We start from the raw sequence: 22,281 nt of genomic DNA, 5'->3' as shown, positions 1-22,281 counted from the left end.
GCTGTCCCCGGGGGCGTCGGTGGACCTAGGGAGTGTCGGCCGGCCTGTACCGGTGGTCGGTGACGGCCGGTCCTCAACCCTGTCCCGGGCTGTCCCCGAGGGTGTCGGTGGGCCGGGACCGGCCGGTGCCGGGTTTCTCGGGCCGGGGGTCGAGCCGAGCTCGTGCTCCCGTGCCCGTGCCCGTGTCCGGCGGGGCGGGCCGCAGGCGTTCATGCCCCCGATGCCAGCGCGCCCCTCCTCGGCATGATCCCGGAGGGCACCGCGCGGGCGCGTGCCGGGGTTCCCGTCCAGCAGGTGCCCCGGCGGGCCAGCAGACGGCGGAGCCAGAGTTCCAGGGAGACCAGGTCGGCCAGACCGTCCAGGGGCAGGGGTTCGCCGTCGGCGGCGGCGCGCAGGGCCTTGCGGACGACCCGGGCCTCCACCAGACCGGCCTCCGCCAGGAGCGGGGTGGCGAAGAGGGACATGAGGGCGTCGGCGGAGACGCGCAGGCCCGTGCGGGCGGCGGCGGCCGAGGAGGCGTGGGAGGGAGCGCCCCAGCCGGGCGGGAGGTCGGCGACGCCGGCGCCCTCCAGGACCGTACGGAGGATGGCGGCCCGGGCGCCCGGCTGGACGCGGAGGGCCTCGGGCAGGGCGCGGCAGGCTCGTACGACCTGGTTGTCGAGGAACGGGGCGTGCAGGCGCTGGGAGCGGATCTCGGCGGCCTGTTCGAGGACGCGGATGTCCGCCGCGTGCCGGGCCAGCGCGGCACGCGCGCGGTAGTCGCCGGGACGCTGTCCGGGGCCCACACCGGAGCGGTGGGTCGCACTTCCCAGCAGAACCGATACTTCAGCCAGTGCCTCCCCGGTCAGCCAGCGGGCCGCCGGGCCGGGTCTGCCCCAGGTCAGCGCCGCCAGGGACGCGCCCACCGCGCCGCCGGGCTCGTCGAAGCGGCGCCGGAGCAGCCGTTCGGCGAGCATCTCCACGCCCGCCGTGTACGGCGTACGGGCCAGCCGCCGGGCCGCGCTGTACACGCGCGCGGGGACCATCACCGAGCCGTCGGCCTTGGCCAGGGCGGCGACGGGCCGCACCAGGTGGCGCCGTTTGCGGTCCATCAGGAGGTCGGCGAGGCGGGCGGGGTGGGCGTCCAGGACCTGCCGGGCGCCGTACCCGGTGAAGTGGTCCGCGCTGCCGGCCGCGAGCCGGGCGCGGTGGCGGGCGGCCAGGACCAGCGAGGGGCCGGGCTCGTCGGTGAGGGGGCCGTCCAGGTCGGCGTAGGGCAGCGTCTCCTCGCCACCGGGCACCACCACGTGGTGCAGGCGCGGGTTGGCCGCGAGGATCCCGGCCCGTTCGAGTTCGGCCTCGCGGCCACCGACGGCCAGGTCGTTGAAGGTGACCGCGAGCAGCCGCTCGCCCGCGCCGGTGCCATGTCCCAGGAGCGTGCCGGGCATGCCGGGGAGCCCGGCGGCGAGCAGCGCGAGCGTGCCGGAGGCGGGTCCGCCGGACAGGTCGGCGCCGATCCCGGGGACCGGCATCCCGCGCGCGGCACGCCGCTCGGCGGGGCCCATGCCGGGGACCGGTCCCGGGTCGATGTCGGGCACGTGCCGGGGGGCGGACAGACGGGCCCGTACGGCCTCCACCAGCGCGTCGCGCACCGCGTCCACCGCCCTGCCGGGGTCGGCCGAGGGTGCCGCCACCGCGAGGGAGGCGACCTGTTCGTACCCGGCGACCTCGCGGGCACCGGCCCGCAGGATCAGCGCGTGTCCGGGCGGAATGCGCCGTACGCCCTCGTAGGGGGTCGAGTCGTGCAGCGCGGCCGGCACGTCGGGAGCGGCGAGCAGCGCCGCGAGATGGCCGAAGTCGAGGTTGGCCTCGATGAGGTCGGCGAGCGGCAGCGCGGCGGTGGCGTAGGCGGTGCCGCCGGCCCAGGGGGTGTGGAACACCGGGCGCGCGCCGGCGAGATCGCCGCATACGGTGACGCGGCGGCCGACCTGGACGACGGCCGTGTAGTTGCCCGGCCAGGTCGTCAGGTGACGCAGTGCGCCCCCGCGCGCGGTGAACAGGCCGAGCCGCAGTTCCTCGTCGGAGGCGCCGCAGGTGCCCAGGACGGCGATCCGGTTCTGGGCGTCGGCCTGGATCACGCGGACCTCGTCCGGGCGCCAGTCGCCGACCGCCCACAGCGGATCCGGGTCACCCCACAGGAGTTGGGAGCCGACGGGGTGCACGGTCTCGCCGTCGTACCCGGTGGCACCGGCGGAGCCGAGGCCCACGGCACCCGCGGCGGTGCTGCTCCATCCCACCAACCACCGCATCGACGCCTCCACAGGCTGTGGACAACAGTGCACCGTACGAACCGGTTCACCATGCTGCCATGAAGAACGCGCCCCGGAGGCGCGGTGGCGCCGCCTGAGATCCACGGCACGCGCCCCACGCGCGCGTGCCTGTGAAGAGCCGCGAGAAGCGAACCGCCCGCGGCCGCCGGTGGGTTGGCCCGGGGCGCGGGGGAGGCGTGCCGCTGCGGACGCCCGGACGGAGGCCGGTAGGGTGCGACGCGAATGCGCCCCCAAACGCTCCCCGAAAACTCCCTTAGCGCCCTCAAGTACCGTGGTGGGAGCGGTAATCACCCGCAAGAAGCGGGGTCTATTTTCAGCCAAATCGCCGAAGCGGCAGTCGGCTTGAGCACGCTCCGTACAGGCTCTGCGCAGTGCACCGCCGTCTGTGGACCGCGCACAGTCCGGGAGGCGGGCATCGCCTCCCGGACCGGTCCGCCACCCGCGGGGATGTAGGTGGCGGTGTCCCCCAGCCCGCTGGATCCAGTGCAGCGGGCCGACCCACGCAAGAGCCATGGAACCGCTCCCGCGATGGCCGGAGAAGAGCGCACGCACGGGCGCACGGCCACACGGCGGGGGCACGCCGCGACAAGCCGTGCACGGTGCGTACAGGGCCCGCACTCTCGTACGGACCACAATCCCGCCATCCGGAACAATGCCCCTTAACGCTTGGGATGCGGCGAACTACGCTGGGTTTACGAATGCCGCGTGGTTATGCCAGCACGGCAGCCGTCTGTGTCGAGGGGTGGCGCATGTCCAGGGAGCAACGCGGGCCGAACGAAAAACTCGGCGCCGTTCTCGCCCTCGCGGGAATCAGCAACGCAGGACTCGCGCGACGCGTCAACGATCTTGGCGCTCAACGCGGGTTGACTCTTCGCTACGACAAGACGTCGGTGGCGCGCTGGGTGTCGAAGGGCATGGTGCCGCAGGGCGCCGCTCCGCACCTCATCGCCGCCGCGATCGGCCAGAAGCTGGGCCGCCCCGTGCCGCTCCACGAGATCGGCCTGGCGGACGCGGATCCCGCCCCCGAGGTGGGCCTCGCCTTCCCCAGGGACGTGGGGCAGGCGGTGCGCTCGGCGACCGAGCTGTACCGCCTCGACCTCGCGGGGCGCCGGGCCGGCTCCGGCGGCATCTGGCAGTCCCTGGCCGGTTCCTTCGCTGTGAGCGCATACGCAACGCCCGCCTCACGATGGCTGATAACCCCCGCCGACAGCTCGGTCGCGCGGGACGCGAACCCCTCCGAGGGCTCGGGCGCACCGATCAAAGTCGGCCACAGCGACGTGCAGAAACTGCGGGAGGCCGCCGAGGACGCCAGGCGCTGGGACTCCAAGTACGGAGGCGGCGACTGGCGTTCGTCCATGGTGCCGGAGTGCCTGAGGGTGGAGGCGGCGCCGCTGCTGCTCGGCTCCTACTCCGACGAAGTGGGCCGCGCCCTGTTCGGGGCCTCCGCCGAACTGACCCGGCTGGCGGGCTGGATGGCCTTCGACACCGGCCAGCAGGAGGCCGCCCAGCGGTACTACATCCAGGCGCTGCGCCTGTCGCGCGCCGCCGCCGACGTCCCCCTCGGGGGCTACGTCCTGGCCTCGATGTCGCTGCAGGCGACCTACCGCGGCTTCGGCGACGAGGGCGTCGACCTCGCGCAGGCCGCCCTGGAGCGCAACCGGGGCCTGGCCACCGCGCGCACCATGAGCTTCTTCCGCCTGGTCGAGGCACGCGCGCACGCGCGCGCCGGTGACGCCCAGGCGGCCGGCGCCGCGCTGAAGGCGGCCGAGGGCTGGCTGGAGCGGTCCCGGGACGGCGACCACGACCCGTCCTGGCTCGGTTTCTACGGCTACGACCGGTTCGCCGCCGACGCCGCCGAGTGCTACCGCGACCTGAAGGCGCCCCGCCAGGTCCGCCGCTTCACGGAACAGGCGCTGTCGAAGCCGACGGAGGAGTTCGTACGCTCGCACGGGCTCAGGCTCGTCGTCTCGGCGGTCGCCGAACTGGAGTCGGGCAACCTGGACGCGGCCTGCGAGCAGGGCGTGCGGGCGGTGGAGGTCGCCGGGCGCATCTCCTCGGCCCGCACCACCGAGTACGTCAAGGACCTCCTGCACCGGCTGGAGCCGTACGGCGACGAACCCCGGGTGGTGGAGTTGCGGGAGCGGGCCAGGCCCCTGCTGATGGCGGCGCCGGCCTGAGAGGATCCGTCCGGCAGCCGGGCGGCTCCCGGGTTTGAGGCCGTTGTCAGTGGCGCAGTGCACTATCGGAACCGGGAGGTGGTGCAGGTGACGCGGCAGCCGCGGGAGACCGCGTACGACTGTGACGTGCTGGTGATCGGAGGCGGGATCGTCGGCCTGTCGACGGCGTACGCGATCACACGCGCCGCGCCGGGAACGCGGGTGACCGTGCTGGAGAAGGAGCCGGGACCGGCCCGCCACCAGACGGGGCGCAACAGCGGGGTCATCCACAGCGGGATCTACTACCGCCCGGGCTCGCTCAAGGCACGGTACGCGGTGGGGGGCGCCGCGGAGATGGTGAAGTTCTGCGCGGAGTACGGCATCGCGCACGCCGTCACCGGCAAGCTGATCGTCGCCACCGACCGCTCCGAGCTGCCCCGGCTGCACACCCTGGTGCAGCGCGGCCGGGAGAACGGCATACCGGTGCGGGAGCTGGGCGCCGCGCAGATCGCCGAGTACGAGCCGGAGGTGCGGGGGCTCGCGGCGATACACGTGGGCACGACCGGCGTCTGCGACTTCGTCGGCGTCGCCCGGCAGCTCGCCCACGCCTCCGGGGCGGAGATCCGCTACGGCGCACGGGTCGTCCAGGTGGACCGGCGGCCGGAGCTGGGGGTCGCCGTGCGGACGGCGGGCGGGGACGTCGTCCGGGGGCGGGTACTGGTGAACTGCGCCGGGCTGTACTGCGACGAGGTGGCACGGCTGACCGGGGACGAGCCCGAGGTGCGGATCGTGCCGTTCCGGGGGGAGTACTACGAGCTGGCGCGGCCCGAGCTGGTGCGGGGGCTGGTGTACCCGGTGCCCGATCCGGCGTTCCCGTTCCTCGGGGTGCATCTCACCCGCGGGATCGACGGGAGCGTGCACGTCGGGCCGAACGCGGTGCCGGCGCTGGCCCGGGAGGGGTACGGCTGGGGTGTCGTACGGCCCCGGGAGCTGGCGGGAACCCTGCGATGGCCCGGATCGTGGGCCATCGCCCGGCGGCACTGGCGGTACGGGGCCGGGGAGATGCGACGCTCGGTGTCCAAGGGGGCGTTCGTGGAGGCGGTGCGCCGGCTGCTGCCGGCGGTGGAGGAGGGGGACCTGGTGCGGGCCCCGGCGGGGGTGCGGGCGCAGGCGGTGCTGCGGGACGGGGGGCTGGTGGACGACTTCCTGATCCGCGAGGGGGCTCGGGCCGTGCACGTGCTGAACGCGCCCTCCCCCGCGGCCACCGCCTCGCTGCCGATCGGCAGGGAGGTGGGACGGAGAGCGCTCGCCATGCTGGGAGCGTTGTGACGCACGCCGTACCGGGGGGCGGTCCGGTGGCCGGGAGGCGCCGTAAAATCTAGTCACTGTGGCTGACTCCCTGAACACCCCCGATGTTTCCCGGCACACCCCCGGCGTGTCCGTTCGGCATACCCGGGCCAAGGGGGAGCCGCGCTTTCCCGACGGGCCCAAGGCCGATCCGGCCGGGTCGCACTTCGAGCGGCGGATCCGCAGTTTCCAGCCCCGGCGCAGCCGGGTGACCGCCGGGCAGGCGGACGCCCTGCAGCGGCTGTGGCCGAAGTGGGGGCTGGACATCGACGGGCAGCGGGTCATCGACCTCGGCGAGCTGTTCGGGAACTCGGGCCCCGTCGTGCTGGAGATCGGCTTCGGGATGGGAGAGGCCACCGCGCAGATGGCCGCCGCGGATCCCGGTACGAACGTGCTGGCCGTGGACGTGCACACGCCGGGGCAGGGGAACCTGCTGAACCTCGCCGAGCAGAACGGGCTCGTCAACGTCCGGGTCGGCAACGGCGACGCGATCATCCTGCTGCGCGAGATGCTGCGCCCCGACTCCCTCGACGGGCTGCGCGTCTACTTCCCCGACCCCTGGCCCAAGAAGCGGCACCACAAGCGGCGGCTGATCCAGCCGGAGTTCCTCACGCTGGCCGCCGCCCGTCTGAAGCCGGGCGCGATCGTGCACTGCGCGACCGACTGGGAGCCGTACGCCGAGCAGATGCTGGAGGTGCTGACCGCACACCCGGACCTGGAGAACACCCAGCCGGACGGCGGTTTCGCGCCGCGTCCCGGGTTCCGGCCGCTGACCCGTTTCGAGGGGCAGGGACTGGACAAGGGACATGTGGTGAACGATCTGCTCTTCCGCCGCGTACCGCACCGGGAGCACTGGGAGCACCGTCAGCACCGTTAGGGTCGATGCCGTGGCCAACTGTCCTCCGTACGGGACGTACCCGACGTACCCCACCGGACCGGCCGACGGTGCGCCGAGGCACCCGCACTGGTGGCAGCGGAGCTGGGTCAGGTACGGGGCACTGATCACCTTGCTCGCCCTGTCCGGGCTGGTCATCCTCGCGATGGTGCGCCAGCAGACCGGTACGGAGGGCTTCCTGGTCGGCCTCGGGCTCGCGGTACTGCCGGTGCCGCTGCTGACAGCCGCCTTCCGCTGGCTGGACCGGGTCGAGCCGGGGCCCTGGCGGAACCTGGTGTTCGCCTTCGCCTGGGGTGCCTGCGCGGCGGCCCTGATAGCCATCGTGGCCAACAGTTTCGCGACGAAGTGGATAGCGACCGCGACCGCCGATCCGGCGAGCGCCGACACCCTGGGGGCGACCGTCATAGCGCCCGTCGTCGAGGAGTCCGCGAAGGCGGCCGCCGTGCTGCTGGTCTTCCTCTTCCGCCGGCGGGACTTCACCGGGATCGTCGACGGGGTGGTGATAGCCGGGATCACCGCCACCGGCTTCGCGTTCACCGAGAACATCCTCTATCTCGGCACGGCCTTCGGCACCGACCAGCTCACCGGCGACCGCGGCATCGCCTCCGTCACCGCCGCCACCTTCTTCGTGCGCGTCATCATGTCGCCCTTCGCGCACCCCCTGTTCACCGTCCTGACCGGCATCGGCTTCGGCGCCGCCGCACTGGCCGCCGACCGGCAGCACGCGCGGCGCGTCCTGTTCCCGCTCGGCGGGCTGCTGCTCGCGATGAGCATGCACGCGTTCTGGAACGGCTCCTCGACCTTCGGCCAGTACGGGTTCTTCGCCGTGTACGGGGCGTTCATGGTGCCCGCGTTCGGGCTGCTGACCTGGCTGGCGGTCTGGTCGCGGCAGCGGGAGCTGCGGACCGTGCGTACGGAGCTGCCGGCGTACGTCCTGGCCGGGTGGCTGGGGCCCGCCGAGCCGCTCGCGCTCGGCTCGATGCGGGCACGCCGGACGGCCCGCGAGTACGCCGCCCGGCACTGCGGGGGCAGGTCCGCGGCGCGGGAGGTGGCGCGCTACGAGGCCTACGCCACCTCGCTGGCGTTCCTGCGGTACCGGGGGCGGCGCGGGCGGGCGGGCGCCGACTTCGCCGTACGCGAAGGGGAGTTGCTGACCGAGCTGTGGAGCCGGCGGCAGGTGGCGCGGCCGGCCCTGGAGTACGCGGCCCTGACCGCGGCCACGGTGCCCCGGGCCGGGCAGGGGTACGGGTACGGGTACGGCCAGGGGTACGGATACGGGTACGGGTACGGATACGGGTATCCGGCGGTGGACCACGCCGCATACGACCCGTACGACCCGTACACCCCCTACAACCCGTACCGGTCGTAGTTCAGGCCGACGCCTGGGCTACGACCCGTACGACCCGTACACCCCCTACAACCCGTACCGGTCGTAGTTCAGGCCGACGCCTGGGTCAGGCGCTCGACCTCCGCCTCCGAGAGCGTCAGCTCCGCCACTCCCAGCAGGGCCGGCAGCTGTTCCACCGTGCGGGCCGAGGCGATGGGGGCCACGACCGTCGGCTGGGCGGTGAGCCAGGCCAGGGCGACCGTGGCCACGGGGGCGTCATGGGCGGTGGCGATCTCGTCCAGGGCGGTGAGGACCTGCCGGCCGCGCTCGGAGTCGAGGTGCTTGGCGGCCGATCCCGCCCGCGCGCTGTCCACCGTCGTACCGGGACGGTACTTGCCGGTGAGGAACCCCGAGGCGAGCGCGAAGTACGGGACGGCCGAGAGGCCCGTGCGGGCGGCGAGGTCACGCAGGGCGCCCTCGTAGGTGTCGCGGGAGACCAGGTTGTAGTGCGGCTGGAGCGCCACGTACCGGGCCAGGCCCTCGCGGTCGGAGAAGTCCAGGGATTCCTGGAGGCGTTCGGCGCTGATGTTGGAGGCGGCGATGTGCCGCACCTTGCCCGCCTTCACCAGCTCGTCGAGGGCGCCGATGATCTCCTCGACCGGCACCTCGGGCTTGTCGAAGTGGGTGTAGTAGAGGTCGATGTAGTCGGTGTCCAGACGGCGCAGGGAGGCGTCGGCCGCGGCCTTGATGTTGGCCGCGGACAGGCCCTGGTACTCCGGGTGCTGGCTGACCTTGGTCGCGATGACGACGTCGGAGCGGTTGCCGCGGGCCTTCAGCCACTTGCCGATGATCGTCTCGGACTCGCCGCCCTGGTTGCCCTCGATCCAGGCGGAGTAGGAGTCGGCGGTGTCGACGAAGTTGCCGCCCGCGGCCGCGTAGGCGTCGAGGACGGCGAAGGAGGCCTGTTCGTCGGCGGTCCAGCCGAAGACGTTGCCGCCGAGGGCGAGCGGGAAGACCTCGAGGTCGGAGGAGCCGAGCTTGCGCAGAGAAACAGTCATGTCCCTCTTCAACGAGCACAACAGGAGGACTCATTCCGCCGGTCGTGCGAACTCTGCGTGAAGAGGGACGTGAGGGAAGGGGACGGTCAGGGGTTGAGGCCCTTGCTGCGCAGCCAGGGCATCGGGTCGATGCCGGTGGGCTGGCCGTCGGGGTGGACCTCCAGGTGGAGGTGGGGGCCGGTGACGTTGCCGGTGGCGCCGATGCGGCCGATGACGGTGCCGGTGGCGACCTTCTGGCCGACCTTGACGTTGATCGAGGACTGGTGGCAGAACCACAGCTCGGTGCCGTCGTCGAGGGTGAGGATCGTGCGGTAGCCGTAGGCGCCGGCCCAGCCCGCCTCGGTGATGGTGCCGCTGTGGATCGCCTTGATGAGCGTGCCCGTGGGGGCGGCGAAGTCGAGGCCGGTGTGGTAGCCGGAGGACCACATGGAGCCGGCCTGACCGAAGGTGCCGGTGATCGTGTAGGAGACGACCGGGAGCTGGTACTGCGTGGCCAGCTGGGCGAGCTTGGCGGTCTCGGCCTGCTTCTTGGCGTCGGCCTCCGCCTGCTGCTTGGCGTCGGCGGCCTTGGCTGCGGCCTCCTTCTCGGCCTTGGCGGCGGCGGTGGCGACCTGCTGGTCGGCGGCGGCCACGGCCGCGGCGGCCGCCTTGCTGTCGGCCTGGCCCTGCTGCCGCCCGGCCTGCGCCATGATCCTGTTGCGCAGCGTCTCCCCGGCCGAGCCGCTCCTGCCGCTCTCGGTGGAGACCGTGGCGACGTTGCCGAGGGCGCTCGCGGGGGCCTTGGAGGCGCCGGAGTGCTCACCGAACAGGGAGGTGACGGAGGACAGGTCGGGCAGCGAGATGGATACCGGCGGCTTGCCCGTGTTGGCGCTGGCCATGCCGCCCGCGCCGACGGCGGCTATGACGCCGACGCCCAGGACCGTGGAGCTGCGGGCGAGTCCGCCCCCGCGCTGCTTGCCGACGCGGTGCCTGCCGCGCACCGGGTTGAGCGAGTCCTCGGTGGGGTTCCACTCCTCCCACGGGCCCTCATCGGTGCCGGGGCCGCCGTAGCCGAAGGTCTCACCGTCGCGCTGACTCGGCATGTACGGGGCTGCTGGGGCAGGCTGGTTGGACGCCACGCGGGCGCACTCCTCTCCTTCCGCCGCCTACCGGGTTAGCTGACGGGTTCGGAGCGGGAAGGTCTCCTACGCGCGTATACCTGCCGTGGACTCTGCGAGTTCGCGGCGGTATCCGCGTGATTCACCCCAAGGTGGTGGTTCCCCGGTTCCCTTGCGGGATTCGGCGCGTGCGCACGGAGCCGCCTCTTGTGACGGCTGGGACAACCGCGCTGCGTTATCGAACGTTAATAGACCTACCTGTCAGTTTCCAAGCTCTACTGCTTGATCATTAATCTTTTCGCAGGGGGACTTACCTGCCATGAGGGATGAAAATCGGGCGAGTTGGCCTCGGCTCGGCGCGAGGCGCGCACGCGGCCGGGCGTGGGGCCGAGCGTGGGGGCGCGCGTGGGCCGCGCATGGACAAACACTCAGGGCCGGAATCCATGTACTGGATTCCGGCCCTGAGCCTTCAGTAGCGGGGACAGGATTTGAACCTGCGACCTCTGGGTTATGAGCCCAGCGAGCTACCGAGCTGCTCCACCCCGCGTCGTTGACACCAGTGTACGCCATCCGCGGGGCGGCCCGCACACCCGTTTACCGGGGGGGGTCCGCTCAGGCCGGCAGGTGGGCGTTGGGCGCCTTCGCCAGGTCCTCGTACTCCGGCACCACCACGACCTGCGCGCCCGCGTCCGTGAGCACGCCCGTGCCGTCGGCCGCCGCCACGAAGGTGTCCGGTTCCCGCCAGGCGGTGACCACGCGCCGTATGCCCGCCCGGAGGATCAGTTCGGCGCAGGGCGCGGGGCGGGAGGCGCGGCGGGCGCAGGGCTCCAGGCTGCTGTAGACCGTGGCGCCCGCAAGGCGCGGGTCGGCGGGGTCGGTCTTGGCGAGGGCCGCCTCCTCCGCGTGGACCACCGGGTCGTCGCCCTCCCGGGAGTGGCCGCGCGCCAGTTCCGTGCCGTCGGCGGCGACCACCACCGCGCCGACGCTGAACGCCGTCCCGGAGGGCGGGCACAGCGCCGCCAGCTCGCAGGCGGTGCGCAGCCAGCGGCGGTCGGCGGCGGTGGGGGTCGCACCGGTGCCGGGGGCTGTGGGCTCGTAGCGCATGAGGACGACGTCCTCGATCCGGCGGGTTTCGACGAGCCTCAGCCGTCCGCCCTGGTACGCCCCCGGTCCGAACAGCCGCGGGGCGGCCGGGTCCCCGACGAAGAGCGGGGCCAGGACGAGCTGGAGTTCGTCGGCGAGGCCCTGCTGCAGGAGCTGGGTGTGGATGGTTCCGCCGCCCTCGACCATCAGCCGCCGTACGCCGCGCACGTCGTGCAGGTGCTGGAGGAGGGCGCGCCAGTCGAGGTCGGGGCCGAGGGTGACGACGTCGGCGGCGACGCCCAGGCCGCCCGCGCGGTCGACTCCGTGGTCCGTCGTGTAGACGATCTTCTCGCCGCCCGTGTGCCAGAACCTGGCCTCGGGGTCGAGGTCGCCGGAGGCGGTGACGGTGACCTTCAGGGGGTACTCGGGCCGGCCGGCGGCGAGCCGGGCCGCGCGCCGGGCGGGGCTGTTGACCAGCAACCGGGGGTTGTCGGCGCGGATCGTGCCGGCGCCGACCAGGATGGCGTCGACGGACGCCCGCACCTCGTCGACCCGGTCGAAGTCGGCCGGGCCGGACAGCAGGAGCCGCTCGGGACCGGTGTCGTCCAGGTAGCCGTCGAGGGAGACGGCGGCGGACAGCAGGACGTACGGCAGGGGCATCGGCGCGCTCGCTCTCGGAGGCGGTCTTGGTTCAAGTTTGAAACAAACCTACACTGGCAGCATGACGACCCGCTGGCTCACCCCCGACGAGCAACGCGCCTGGCGTGCGTACGTCGCCGCGACGCACCTCCTGGAGGACGCGATCGACCGGCAGCTCCAGCAGGACGCCGGCATGCCGCACCTCTACTACTCCATCCTGGCCAACCTCTCCGAGCAGCCCGAACACCGGCTGCGGATGACCGATCTGGCCGAGCGGACGAAGATCACCCGCAGCCGTCTGACGTACGCCGTGACGCGGCTGGAGAAGGACGGCCTGGTGCGGCGGGAGGACTGCCGGTGGGACAAGCGAAGCAGCATCGCCGCGCTCACCGAGGAGGGGATGGCGGTCCTGGAGCGTACGGCCCCGGGGCATGTCGAGACGGTACGCGCCTCCCTGTTCGACCACCTCAGCGAGGAGCAGGTGGGACAGCTGGAGGAGATCTGCACGGGGATCGCGCGGGCGCTCCAGGAGGACGGGGAGCGTCCCACCCCGGACGACGTCCCCTGGCGGCGACGCTCCTCTCCGCCGCCTTGTTCATGAGCTGTCCCGCTCGCGGCTCCGTAAAGTTGTTGCTTCAAATTTAAAGCATGAGGTAGGGTCCCGGACATTGGATCTGCTTCAAAACTGAAGCAGATACGGACGGACCACGGAGACCCGCATGCCCGACTTCCCCGCCGCCAGCCCGCGCGCCCGCGTCCGGGTGCCGCTGCGCTTCCAGGACGGCTACAGCGTCGACGCCGAACTGGTCACCTTCCACGGTCTGACCGACGGCCAGGAGCACGTCGCCGTCGTCCTCGGGGAACCGGCCCCCGGCACCGTCCCGTTGGTTCGGCTGCACTCCGAGTGCCTGACCGGCGACGTCTTCGGCTCCGCCCGCTGCGACTGCGGTCCGCAGCTGCGCGAGGCGGTCGAGCGCATCGCCGACCGCGGCGGCGTCCTGCTCTACCTGCGCCAGGAGGGGCGCGGCATCGGCCTGTACAACAAGCTCGACGCCTACGCCCTCCAGGACCAGGGCCTCGACACGTACGAGGCGAACGCCGCCCTCGGCCTTCCCGAGGACGCCCGCGACTACACGGCCGCCGCCCAGATGCTCGGCGCCCTCGGCATCGGGGAGCTGGACCTGCTGTCCAACAACCCTGACAAGGCGGAGCAGTTGCGCGGCCTGGACGTGACGGTCCGCGACCGCGTCCCGACCGGCGTCTTCACCACGGCCCACAACGTCCGTTACCTGCGCGCGAAGGTCCTGCAGACCCAGCACACGCTGCCGCTGGGGGAGTTGAGCGAGCTGAACGTGGGTTGAGCCGGGGCTCACTCCCTTGGCGTGGCTCGTTTTGTCACTCGCGCCCCTGGCCGGCCCGTCGTCGTCACCCACAATGTCAGCGTGACGGCGCCTGCGGTCGCGGGCGGAGGAGGCGAGGGTACGTGCGCGATCTGACACCGGATGCCCGGCAGTCCCCCCGGCCCGCCGGGCCCCCCGAGGCGGTCGCTCTGCGGCGTTTCCTCGCGGCGAACCCGGACGACTGGTCACGCCTCGCGCCGAGGGTGGCGGAGGCGGTGGGCGCGGACGTCCTGCGACGGATCGTCGGCGCCACGACCGACCGCGTCGGGGAACTCGGCACGGTGACGGACAGCCCCGACGGACTGATCATCTCCGGCAGCCGGGGCAGCGTAAGGGCCTGGGTCCACCTGGGGCCCGGCGGCGAGATCGACGGACTGCTCCTCGAAGGCGCCCGCTACACGCCGCCCCGGCGCCGCCGGCTCCTGCCCGTCCCGCTGACGCACGTCGTTCCGCTCACCCTGTTCGTCCTGTTCGTCCTGGTCGTCCTCTGGGACATCCGGAGCCTCTGGACGGCCGCCGACCGTACCGGCTGGCTCGGCGACATGGCCACTCTCGCGGCCGTCTACGTGCTGGTGGCAGGCCGCAGCGCACCCGCGCTCCAGCCCCGCCCGCTGCGTCGCGCCGTCGAGGCCGGTGCCGTCGCGGCACTCGCCTCGGCCTGGCGGCTCCCCGGCCTGCCGAACGGCCACGTCGCGGAGGGCCTCGTGTCCGGCGTCGTGCTCCTGGCGGGAGCGGTCTGGCTGGTCGCCGCCGCGCGCCTGCACCGCTGGCGGGCGCCGCTGTCACGGCCGTTGCGCTTCCCGCTGGAGGGCACCTGGTACGTCGGACAGGGAGGCGGCCGCATGCTCAACCACCACGCCCGGATACCGGACCAGCGCGGCGCCGTCGACCTGGTCGTCCCGGGCCCCCTGGGCACCCGGACCCGGCGGGGCCGCGACCTGGCGTCGTACGCCGCCTACGGCCGCCCGGTCCGCTCGCCCTGCGACGGCCGGGTGATCTCCGCCGCCGACACGGTCCAGGAGCAGAAGCCGGGCGAGATCCGCTACCAGCCGCTCTACGGCAACCACGTCTTCCTCGACACCGGCCGGGAGATCGTCAAACTCGCGCATCTGCGGCCCGGCTCGGTGACGGTGAGGAAGGGCGACACGGTCCGCGCGGGCCAGCTCCTGGGCGAGGTCGGCAACTCCGGCAACACCACCGAGCCGCACCTGCACCTCCACGCCGAACGCGACGGCGTCGGCCTGGACCTGGAGTTCACCGACGTCCCCGGACGGCTGTACCGGGGCCGGGTGATCCGGAACTCAGGCTGAGGTCTTCGACGGCGACTCGGGGCCCTGTGCGCGCAGTTCCTCGTTGATGCGCCGGGCCTCTTCCAGCTGGTCCTCGAGGATGACGATGCGGCAGGCGGCCTCTATGGGGGTGCCCCGGTCGACGAGTTCGCGGACGCGGGCGGCGATGCGCAGCTGGTAGCGGGAGTAGCGGCGGTGGCCGCCCTCGGAGCGCAGCGGGGTGATCAGGCGGTGTTCGCCGAGGGTGCGCAGGAACGCGGGGGTGGTGCCGAGCATCTCGGCGGCCCGGCCCATGGTGTAGGCGGGGTAGTCGTCGTCGTCGAGGTTGTCGACGGGGCGGGAACCGGCAGGGGGCACAGACCTCTTCTTTCGGGGACTTCTCTCGGGGACTTCTCTCGGGGGCTTCTTTCGAGAACTTCTCTCGGGGACGCGTCGGGGGGCCCGGGTGCCATGTACGGCACCCGGGCCCCGAGCTTTCAACACCATCTGCCGGCGAACTGCGCCGGCCTTCTTTTTCCGCAGGTCCGCCTGGGAGGGCGGGGCTGCGGGGATCGCGGATGCGTGACCGGGGACCACCTTCCAATCCGGGGCCTGCGGTACCCGGGCGGACCACTTCCTCGCCCGGGCGATCCTGATGGCGTCTGCTCCTTCACCTCGCTCGTTCTGCCTTGATCGATCTCAGACCTTGATCGATCCCTGACTACGAGAGAAACAGTAACCCTGAGAAGAGCCAATGTCTACTATGGCCACGACAGTTTTTCTGTAGGGCCGGAGCCGCCCTGAACGCGTCAGGCCGCCTGGACGAGTTCGGCCCGGCCGAACAACAGGGCGTAGCCGGAGGGGAGTTGGGCCAGGATGCGGCCGAGAAGGTCCTCGCCGGCGAGCTGGGCCACGATGCGCAGGACCGTGCCGGTGTCCCAGCGGGTCGTGGCCGCCGTACCGCCGGTGCGGGACGCCAGGTCCTTGACGAAGCCCCAGCCGGTGAGGGGCTCGGTGGCGGGGATCTCGGAGGTGAAGGGGACGGCGGCCTCGCGCGGCAGTCTGGCCGCGAGTTCCACGCGTTCATCGCCCGTGAGCTGGCGCCCGAGGGCGGCCAGCACGGCGCGCACGGTCTCCTCGGCCTGCGCGCGGGTGGGGTACGCGCCTTCGTAGCGCGCTCTTTCCAGCAACTGCTCGAACGTCATGCCCACGGTGGCCCGGCACGGCTCCTGCTGGGAACTCATCGGTGACGCGGTCGCCTTTCTCGTCTGGGGTTTCTCTTCGGGGGTTCTCTTCGGGGGTTCTCTTCTGGGGTTTCTCTTCTGGATTTGTCAGGCGCGCCGCCTTCGTGGGCCCGGGCTATACGCGCAGGGGGCGGCCGAACAGAAGGTCGTAGCCGGGCGGGAGCTGGAGCAGGATGCGTTGGGTCAGCTCCTCGCCCGCCGCGTCCGCGGCCACGCTGAGCACAGCGCTCACGTCCCAGGCCGCGGTCCGTTCCGTGGCTCCCTCGATCCAGGCCGCGGTGGCCCGTACGAACCGCTCGGGAGGGAGCGGCTCGTGCGCCTGGAGCGGGTTGAGCAGGACGAGTGCCAGTTCCTCCGGCAGCCGGGCCGCCAGTTCCGCCCGTACGTCGCCCACCAGGTGCGCGCCCAGAAGCGCCAGCACCGTCCGGGCCGCCCGCTCGGCCTCCTCGGCGGTCTTGTACTCGCCGCGTTCCTCGACCTGGTCCAGGAACGCCTCCCATCGCATGGTCATCGCTGCTCCCGTGCGTGTGTGGCGGTGGCGGTGGCGGCGGGCGAGCGGAGGACCGGGGCGGCCGGAGGGGAGGCCGTCCCCGGCCCTCCGGAGCGGCCGGAAGGGAGACTCAGCCCCTGATCTCCCGGCGCTCGGAGCCGCCGCCGATGGCGATCTTGCGGGGCTTGGCGCGCTCGGTGATCGGGATACGCAGGGTCAGCACACCCGCGTCGTAGTCCGCCTTGATGTGTTCGGTGTCCAGGGTGTCGGCCAGCACGACCTGGCGGGAGAAGACGCCCAGAGGCCGCTCGGAAAGCTCCATCTGCACGTCGTCCGCCTTGCTGACGGGCCGCCGCTCGGCCTTGACGGTCAGCATGTTCCGCTCGACGTCGATGTCGATCGCGTCCGTGGCGACGCCGGGCAGGTCGAAGGCGATCACGTACTCCTCGCCCTCGCGGTAGGCGTCCATCGGCATCGCCGAGGGCCGCGTCCAGGTGCCGGGCGTGTTCAGGAGCTGCTGGGTGAGTCGATCCAGCTCACGGAAGGGGTCGGTGCGCATCAACATCGGGAAACACCTCCAGTGGTCAGGTCAGGGTCGGTCCTGCCAATGCGGTTCACCTGACCTCGTTGTAACATGTCATCCAAGTGATGACAAGTCGAACGTCGTCGACACGACGACATTGCCCACCGACACCACGCTGACACGGCACACACCGACGACACCGCCCGCTGGAGACCTCATGACCTCTGACGATCAGCCCACCCCCCGCGCCCGCGGCCTCACCCCCACGTCCTTCCTCGCCGCCGCCACGGCGCTGAACACGATCCACGATGCGCTGCGCACCGCCCGGACGCCGCGGGAGAGGGAGCGTCCGGAGTCCGGCGAGGCCAGCTCGGAACAGGCACTCGCGGCGCTTCTGCTGCTCCGCGAGGTGCGCGACCAGCTCGCCGAATGGGAACCGGGGCTGATCGAGGAGGCCCGGGACGCGGGCGCCAGCTGGGCCGACCTGGCCCATCCCCTGGGCGTCTCGAGCCGCCAGGCCGCCGAACGCCGCTACCTGCGGGTCCGCCCCGGGAACCCGGGGTCCACGGGTGAGGAGCGGGTACGCGCCACCCGTGACCGCCGGGCCGCCGACCGCACCGTCACCGCCTGGGCCCGCGCCAACGCGGCGGACCTGCGCCGGCTCGCCGGCGAGATCACCGCACTCACCGACCTCCCCGCCGCCGCCCGCACCCCGCTCGCCGAACTGACCGCCGCCCTCGGCGACAACGACCCGGCCGCCCTCGTCGGGCCGTTGACGGTCACCCAGGCGTATCTGACGTCCGGCCACCCCGACCTCGCGGAGCGCGTCGACGACATGGCCCGCCACACCGACCGACTCCGCAGCAAGAGCGGCAGCCGGCGCCAGAACAGGACGTGATGCCAGGCCCGGGGAATTCGGATTTCGGGGAGGTCAGGAGAGCCAGTCGGCGTAGCGGGTGGGGGCGAGGTGGGCGCTCTCGTCGGTGAGGACGTCACCCTTGACGACGGCGAACATGCCGGCGGTGGGGTCGACGACGACGCTACGGCCGTCGCCCTTGTGGGACAGGGTGATCCGGCCCAGCTCGTCCAGGGTGAAGACCTCGGGGCCACCGATGTTGCGGATGCCGTTCAGCGGAGCGCCGGCGGCGACCTCCGCCACGGCGGCGGCCACGTCCTTGGAGGCGATCGGCTGGATGGGCGTGGCGGGCAGCCGGACCGTGTCGGCGTCGGCGGTCCACGACAGGACGGCGTCCATGAACTCCATGAACTGCGTGGCCCGGACGATCGAGTACGGGACCGGTCCGGCCGCGAGGATCTCCTCCTGGAGCGCCTTGGCACGGTAGTAGTCCAGCTCCGGCACCTGATCCACGCCGACGATCGAGAGGACGACGAAGTGGCCGACGCCTGCCTTGCCGGCCGCGGCCAGGAGGTTGTCCATCGAGGTCCGGAAGAAGGCGAGGGAGGCTTCGTCGAAGGTCGGGGAGTTCGTCAGGTTGACGACGACATCCGCTCCCGCCACCGCCTCGTCCAGCCCCTGGCCGCTGATGACGTCGGCCCCGGTGGACTTCGAGTGCGGTACCGCCTCGTGTCCGGCGGCGTTCAGGTCCTTGACGACCTGCGACCCGATCAGTCCGGTACCGCCCATGACTGCGATCTTCATGACATGCCTTTCGTCAGGATTACGTGCGCAATATGGCATATGGGCCGTTGTCTGGATGCGAGGCGAGGGGCGGGTTCAGAGAGCGCCGACGAACGTGACCGTCTCGTCGAGCGGAGCCCGGCCCGTCCGGGGGTCGCCGGCCGTGACGTCCTCGTACCCGATCGACATGCCGCAGAAGAGGACGAGTCCCTCCGGGGGCGAGAGGATCTCCGCGACGGTCGTGTGGAACTTCGCCCACGCCATCTGCGGGCAGCTGTGCAGGCCTTCGGCGCGGAGCAGCAGCATGACGGTCTGCAGATACATGCCGGCGTCGGCCCACTGGGGCGAACCCATGCCCTTGTCGAGGTAGCAGAACAGGGCGGCGGGCGCGCCGAAGCAGTCCCAGTTCGCGGCGGCGGCCCGCTGGCGCGCCTCCAGGTCCCCACGTGCGATGCCGAGTGCGCCGTAGCGCTGCTCCCCGAAGGCGGACCGGCGCTCGCGGTACGGGGACCCCAGCGCGGACGGGTACTGCTCGTACTCCGGCTCGTCCCAGGGGTCGCCCGCGGCCAGGCGTTCGCCGGCGCGCTTCTTGAGTGCGGCCAGCGGCGCGCCCGTCACCACGTAGGTGCGCCACGGCTGCATGTTCGATCCGGACGGCGCCCAGGCCGCCGCGGACAGCACCCGCTCCAGGCTCTGCCTCGGTACGGCCCGGTCCGTGAACGCGCGCACCGCCCGCCGGCTGGTGACCGCCTCGTAGACGTCCATGACCGCCCGCCTCCATCCGTCACACGGTTTCATCTTCACTGCACCCAAGATGGTATCACTCGATACCGTATCGAGTGCAACTACCTCCGGGCACAGATCTCCCTCGGGAGAAAGGAAGTACGGAAGCGGAGGGTGGGAGCGGGGGGGTGAGGGCGGAGCGCGCTCGCGCGTCTACGCCTCGCCGTCCGCCGGATGGGCAAGCCGGGTCAGCAGATCCGTCAGCGTCTCGGGCTCGCCGGGCGCCAGTTCCGCGACGAGACGGTCGGCGAGCGGCTCCGCCGCCACGTGCACCGCGTCGAACAGCTCCAGGCCCTGGGGGGTGATCTCCACGGCCCGCACCCGCCGGTCCCCCGGGACGGCCTTGCGTACGGCCAGACCCTTGCGTTCCAGGTCGTCCACGACCCGCATGATGCCGGCCTTGTCCGACCCCGTCGCCGTCACCAGGTCCCGCTGCACCGTGGGCCCGTGGTTGACCAGCTCGATCAGCACCGCGAAATGGCGCAACTCGATGCCGAACGGCCGCAGCGCCTCCCCCATCACCGCGGCCGCCCTCCAGTGCGCCCGGCGCAGCAGCAGTCCGAGAGCGAAGGGCGAGGTGTCCCCGGGGCGGTCGGTCGCGTGCGAGGCGGTGGTGCGGCGGGGAACGTCAACGGCCATGAGGCCAGGCTACTTCACTCGATACGGTATCGCCTGAAACCAATGGGTCGCCCACCGGAGCAAGGCAGGAGCGCTGCCGCTTCACGAGGAGAGGCCACCGACCGGCCATCCCCAACTCGCCGTACGGCCCTACTTTTTGGGTGACGTGCGCCTTTACCGCGCGGCGCGTTCTCCCTGGCGCGGGCCCAGTTGGCCTTCCGAGCCCGGCTCTCGGCGCACCGCCGCACATGCCAAAGCCCCCTGGAACCGGTCTGGTCACCGGAGCCAGGGGGCCATGTGTAGGCCGCGTGGGACTCGAACCCACAACCTACAGATTAAAAGTCTGCAGCTCTGCCAATTGAGCTAGCGGCCCGTGCCGCCCCCAGCATAGCTGTACGGTCAGGTCGCTCTCACAGCCTTATCCGCGTGCCGCGAGGCGAGTCCCGGACCTCGTGCCGATCAGCTGTCGCGGGGTACTGCTGCTCTGCCGGGGATCAGGACTCGACCGGGGCCGCGGACGCTTCACCGGTGCCGGCGCGGACCGGGTCCGGTCTGAGGAACCAGTGCCGGGCCGACGCCAGCCACCACACCGCCGCGAAGCCCAGGACGGCGAGGACGGCGAAGGGGGCGTAGTTGAAGTTCTTCCAGGTGACCGGGGAGAGTTGGGGAAGCAGGAAGAGGATCGTGATCACGGCGACCCAGGTCACCGAGACGATCCCGACCGGGCCGGACCAGCGGCCCAGGTGCCAGGGGCCGCGCGCGAAGTCGTCCCCCTTGCGGACCCGCAGCAGGGTCGGGATGACGTAGGCGATGTACAGGCCGATCACCGCGATCGACGTCACCGCCGCATAGGCCGTCGAGTTGATCAGGTAGGGCAGTCCGAGGGCGAGGGCGGCGATCACGGCCAGCCAGACCGCCGCCACCGGGGTGCGGGTGCGCGGGCTCACCGTGTGCCACCGGCGCGAGAAGGGCAGCGCGCCGTCCCGGGAGAAGGCGTAGATCATCCGGCTGTTGGCGGTCACCGACGCCATCCCGCAGAACAGCTGCGCGCCGATCACCACGAGCAGGAGCAGCTTGCCCGTCGTCGCGCCGAGCGCGTCCAGGAGGATCTGGGCCGGCGGCGCCCCCGTCGCCGACCCCAGTTCCTTGTCGTACGACTGGATCGCGAAGGTGAAGCCGAGCAGGAGGACGAAACCCGCGATCCAGGAGGTCCAGATGGAGCGCACGATGCCTCTCGGGCCCGCCGTCGCCGCGTCGTGGGTCTCCTCCGTCATATGGGCGGAGGCGTCGTAGCCGGTGAAGGTGTACTGGGCCATCAGCAGGCCGAGCAGGACGACGTAGAGCCCGCTGCCCCAGCCGGTCTCGTTGACGAACTTGGTGAACACGAAGGACGCCGACTGGTGGTGGTCGGGTACGAAGGCCAGCGCACCCACGATCACCGCCACGCCCAGCACGTGCCACCACACGCTCACGCTGTTGAGCAGCGCGACGATGCGGACGCCGAAGGTGTTCAGCAGGCCGTGCAGGAGGAGGATCACGGCGAAGAGGAGGACGGTCCGGCCCGGGGTGACCTCGAAGCCGAACTGCAGGTTCAGGTAAGCCCCCAGGAAGGACGCCGCCCCGAAGTCGACGCCCGCCGTCACCGCGACCTGGCCGAGGACGTTGAACCAGCCCGTGAACCAGGCCCAGGCGGCGGCCGAGCGCGGCGGCGCCAGGCGGTGGGCCCAGAAGTACAGGCCGGCCGAGGTCGGGTACGCCGAACAGATTTCGGCCATCGAGAGACCCACGAACAGCGTCATCAGGCCGACCGCCACCCAGCCCCAGGTGATCACGGCCGGGCCGCCGGTGACCATGCCGAAGAGGTAGAGGGTCAGACAGCCGGAGAGGACCGAGATGATCGTGAAGGAGACGGCGTAGTTCGAGAACGCCGACATCCGACGGGCGAGGACCTGGGTGTAACCGAGCTGGGCAAGCCGTTCCTCGTCCGACGGCCCGCTCACTATCGCGTCATCTGTCATGCCCCCAGCGATTCCCTTGCCGGGGGCGTGACATGCGTCACGCCGTGACGGAAAAGGGCCCGTACGACCGGAGTCGTACGGGCCCTTCCCGAGGGGTCACTCAGTGTCAGCCGTTGCGCTTCCAGCGCGGCTTGTCCTCACGGCGGCCGAAGGAGGAGCCGGAGCCGGTGCCACCGCGGTGGTCGTCACGACGGCCGTAGGGGCGGTCGTGGCCGGCGGAGCGGAAGCCCGGGCGGTCGTCACGGCGGTCGCGGTTGAAGGGGCGGTCGCCGGCGCGGTGGCCGCCACGCTCGTCACGACGGGCGGCGGGACGGTCGTCACGGCGGAAGCCGCCACGGTCGTCACGGCGCTCGAAGGAACGGGCACCACGGTCACGGTCGAAGCCGC

At 72.0% G+C, this 22,281-nt stretch carries 20 protein-coding genes, 2 tRNA genes, 1 pseudogene and 1 riboswitch; of the genes and pseudogenes, 8 read left to right on the top strand and 15 right to left on the bottom strand.

All coding sequences use genetic code 11. The features are described 5' to 3' along the window. Positions 1-209: 209 nt before the first annotated feature. The gene (locus ACFYMM_RS33290; RefSeq protein ID WP_388393452.1) at positions 210-2,288 is read right to left on the bottom strand and encodes an asparagine synthase-related protein; all 2,079 of its coding nucleotides are present in this window, start codon (positions 2,286-2,288) and stop codon (positions 210-212) included. A 770-nt stretch (positions 2,289-3,058) separates the two neighbouring features. On the opposite strand from ACFYMM_RS33290, the gene ACFYMM_RS33285 reads away from it, so the two are divergent. The 4 genes from ACFYMM_RS33285 to ACFYMM_RS33270 all read left to right on the top strand — a co-directional run bounded on the left by ACFYMM_RS33285 (position 3,059) and on the right by ACFYMM_RS33270 (position 8,076). Next, a complete protein-coding gene (locus tag ACFYMM_RS33285; RefSeq protein WP_388393449.1) occupies positions 3,059-4,486 on the top strand; it encodes an MFS transporter in 1,428 nt (475 codons plus the stop codon). 81 nt (positions 4,487-4,567) lie between these two features. Further along, positions 4,568-5,794, top strand: coding sequence for an L-2-hydroxyglutarate oxidase (gene lhgO, locus ACFYMM_RS33280; RefSeq protein ID WP_388393489.1), 1,227 nt, complete (start codon positions 4,568-4,570; stop codon positions 5,792-5,794). Between the two features lie 58 nt (positions 5,795-5,852). After that, positions 5,853-6,689, top strand: a complete 837-nt coding sequence (gene trmB, locus ACFYMM_RS33275; RefSeq protein WP_388393447.1) for a tRNA (guanosine(46)-N7)-methyltransferase TrmB — start codon at positions 5,853-5,855, stop codon at positions 6,687-6,689. Positions 6,690-6,699: 10 nt separating this feature from the next. Then, positions 6,700-8,076: a PrsW family intramembrane metalloprotease gene (locus tag ACFYMM_RS33270; protein WP_388393444.1), complete on the top strand. Its 1,377-nt coding sequence runs from the start codon at positions 6,700-6,702 to the stop codon at positions 8,074-8,076. Positions 8,077-8,144: 68 nt separating this feature from the next. Here the strand turns inward: ACFYMM_RS33270 and ACFYMM_RS33265 are convergent, their stop codons facing one another. The 4 genes from ACFYMM_RS33265 to ACFYMM_RS33250 form a co-directional block, all read right to left on the bottom strand. Then, positions 8,145-9,092 carry an aldo/keto reductase gene (locus ACFYMM_RS33265; protein ID WP_388393442.1) on the bottom strand — a complete coding sequence of 316 codons (948 nt, stop codon included), beginning with the start codon at positions 9,090-9,092 and terminating at the stop codon, positions 8,145-8,147. A gap of 86 nt (positions 9,093-9,178) precedes the next feature. Next, positions 9,179-10,210 carry a M23 family metallopeptidase gene (locus ACFYMM_RS33260; RefSeq protein ID WP_388393439.1) on the bottom strand — a complete coding sequence of 344 codons (1,032 nt, stop codon included), beginning with the start codon at positions 10,208-10,210 and terminating at the stop codon, positions 9,179-9,181. 7 nt (positions 10,211-10,217) lie between these two features. Continuing rightward, positions 10,218-10,386: riboswitch (cyclic di-AMP (ydaO/yuaA leader) on the bottom strand. Positions 10,387-10,662: 276 nt separating this feature from the next. Next, positions 10,663-10,736: transfer RNA gene (locus ACFYMM_RS33255), tRNA-Met, on the bottom strand. Positions 10,737-10,801: 65 nt separating this feature from the next. Further along, on the bottom strand, positions 10,802-11,932 hold the full coding sequence (locus ACFYMM_RS33250; protein ID WP_388393437.1) for a dihydrofolate reductase family protein: 1,131 nt from the start codon (positions 11,930-11,932) through the stop codon (positions 10,802-10,804). 61 nt (positions 11,933-11,993) lie between these two features. Here ACFYMM_RS33250 and ACFYMM_RS33245 point away from each other — a divergent pair, with 61 nt between their 5' ends. The 3 genes from ACFYMM_RS33245 (at position 11,994) to ACFYMM_RS33235 (ending at position 14,621) form a co-directional block, all read left to right on the top strand. After that, positions 11,994-12,512 (top strand): MarR family winged helix-turn-helix transcriptional regulator, encoded by a 519-nt coding sequence (locus ACFYMM_RS33245; protein ID WP_388393434.1) that lies wholly within the window; start codon positions 11,994-11,996, stop codon positions 12,510-12,512. A gap of 118 nt (positions 12,513-12,630) precedes the next feature. Continuing rightward, complete coding sequence (gene ribA, locus ACFYMM_RS33240) at positions 12,631-13,272, top strand: GTP cyclohydrolase II (RefSeq protein ID WP_388393431.1); 642 nt, start codon at positions 12,631-12,633, stop codon at positions 13,270-13,272. Between the two features lie 122 nt (positions 13,273-13,394). Next, complete coding sequence (locus ACFYMM_RS33235) at positions 13,395-14,621, top strand: M23 family metallopeptidase (protein WP_388393429.1); 1,227 nt, start codon at positions 13,395-13,397, stop codon at positions 14,619-14,621. Here the strand turns inward: ACFYMM_RS33235 and ACFYMM_RS33230 are convergent. The 4 genes from ACFYMM_RS33230 to ACFYMM_RS33215 all read right to left on the bottom strand — a co-directional run bounded on the left by ACFYMM_RS33230 (position 14,613) and on the right by ACFYMM_RS33215 (position 16,878). Continuing rightward, positions 14,613-14,957, bottom strand: coding sequence for a MerR family transcriptional regulator (locus tag ACFYMM_RS33230; protein ID WP_388393426.1), 345 nt, complete (start codon positions 14,955-14,957; stop codon positions 14,613-14,615). The two genes, ACFYMM_RS33235 and ACFYMM_RS33230, sit on opposite strands and share 9 nt — an antisense overlap. Positions 14,958-15,388: 431 nt before the next feature. Further along, a complete protein-coding gene (locus ACFYMM_RS33225; protein WP_388393424.1) occupies positions 15,389-15,823 on the bottom strand; it encodes a DUF2267 domain-containing protein in 435 nt (144 codons plus the stop codon). A gap of 115 nt (positions 15,824-15,938) precedes the next feature. Then, entirely contained in the window at positions 15,939-16,334 is a 396-nt protein-coding gene (locus ACFYMM_RS33220) for a DUF2267 domain-containing protein (protein ID WP_388393421.1), read from the bottom strand. A 109-nt stretch (positions 16,335-16,443) separates the two neighbouring features. Next, complete coding sequence (locus ACFYMM_RS33215; RefSeq protein ID WP_388393418.1) at positions 16,444-16,878, bottom strand: Hsp20/alpha crystallin family protein; 435 nt, start codon at positions 16,876-16,878, stop codon at positions 16,444-16,446. Between the two features lie 175 nt (positions 16,879-17,053). Between ACFYMM_RS33215 and ACFYMM_RS33210 the strand changes: the two genes are divergently transcribed. Continuing rightward, positions 17,054-17,734, top strand: coding sequence for a type III effector protein (locus tag ACFYMM_RS33210; RefSeq protein WP_388393416.1), 681 nt, complete (start codon positions 17,054-17,056; stop codon positions 17,732-17,734). A 33-nt stretch (positions 17,735-17,767) separates the two neighbouring features. Here ACFYMM_RS33210 and ACFYMM_RS33205 read toward each other — a convergent pair whose 3' ends face one another. From ACFYMM_RS33205 to ACFYMM_RS33180, 6 genes and pseudogenes are all read right to left on the bottom strand, one after another. Next, positions 17,768-18,496, bottom strand: coding sequence for an SDR family oxidoreductase (locus ACFYMM_RS33205; RefSeq protein ID WP_388393413.1), 729 nt, complete (start codon positions 18,494-18,496; stop codon positions 17,768-17,770). A 75-nt stretch (positions 18,497-18,571) separates the two neighbouring features. Then, positions 18,572-19,240: a nitroreductase gene (locus ACFYMM_RS33200; protein WP_388393411.1), complete on the bottom strand. Its 669-nt coding sequence runs from the start codon at positions 19,238-19,240 to the stop codon at positions 18,572-18,574. Positions 19,241-19,411: 171 nt separating this feature from the next. Then, entirely contained in the window at positions 19,412-19,897 is a 486-nt protein-coding gene (locus tag ACFYMM_RS33195) for a MarR family winged helix-turn-helix transcriptional regulator (protein WP_388393409.1), read from the bottom strand. Between the two features lie 279 nt (positions 19,898-20,176). Continuing rightward, positions 20,177-20,249 (bottom strand) — tRNA-Lys (locus tag ACFYMM_RS33190). 121 nt (positions 20,250-20,370) lie between these two features. Beyond that, on the bottom strand, positions 20,371-21,894 hold the full coding sequence (locus ACFYMM_RS33185; RefSeq protein ID WP_388393407.1) for an amino acid permease: 1,524 nt from the start codon (positions 21,892-21,894) through the stop codon (positions 20,371-20,373). A gap of 106 nt (positions 21,895-22,000) precedes the next feature. Then, positions 22,001-22,281, bottom strand: a pseudogene (locus tag ACFYMM_RS33180) (RNA helicase); the annotation flags it as partial.

The sequence above is a fragment of the Streptomyces sp. NPDC006739 genome (genome assembly GCF_042869815.1).
GTDB lineage: Bacteria > Actinomycetota > Actinomycetes > Streptomycetales > Streptomycetaceae > Streptomyces.
The sequence above is the reverse complement of the archived record's forward strand: the minus strand, read 5'-3'. Positions and strand labels throughout refer to the sequence as shown.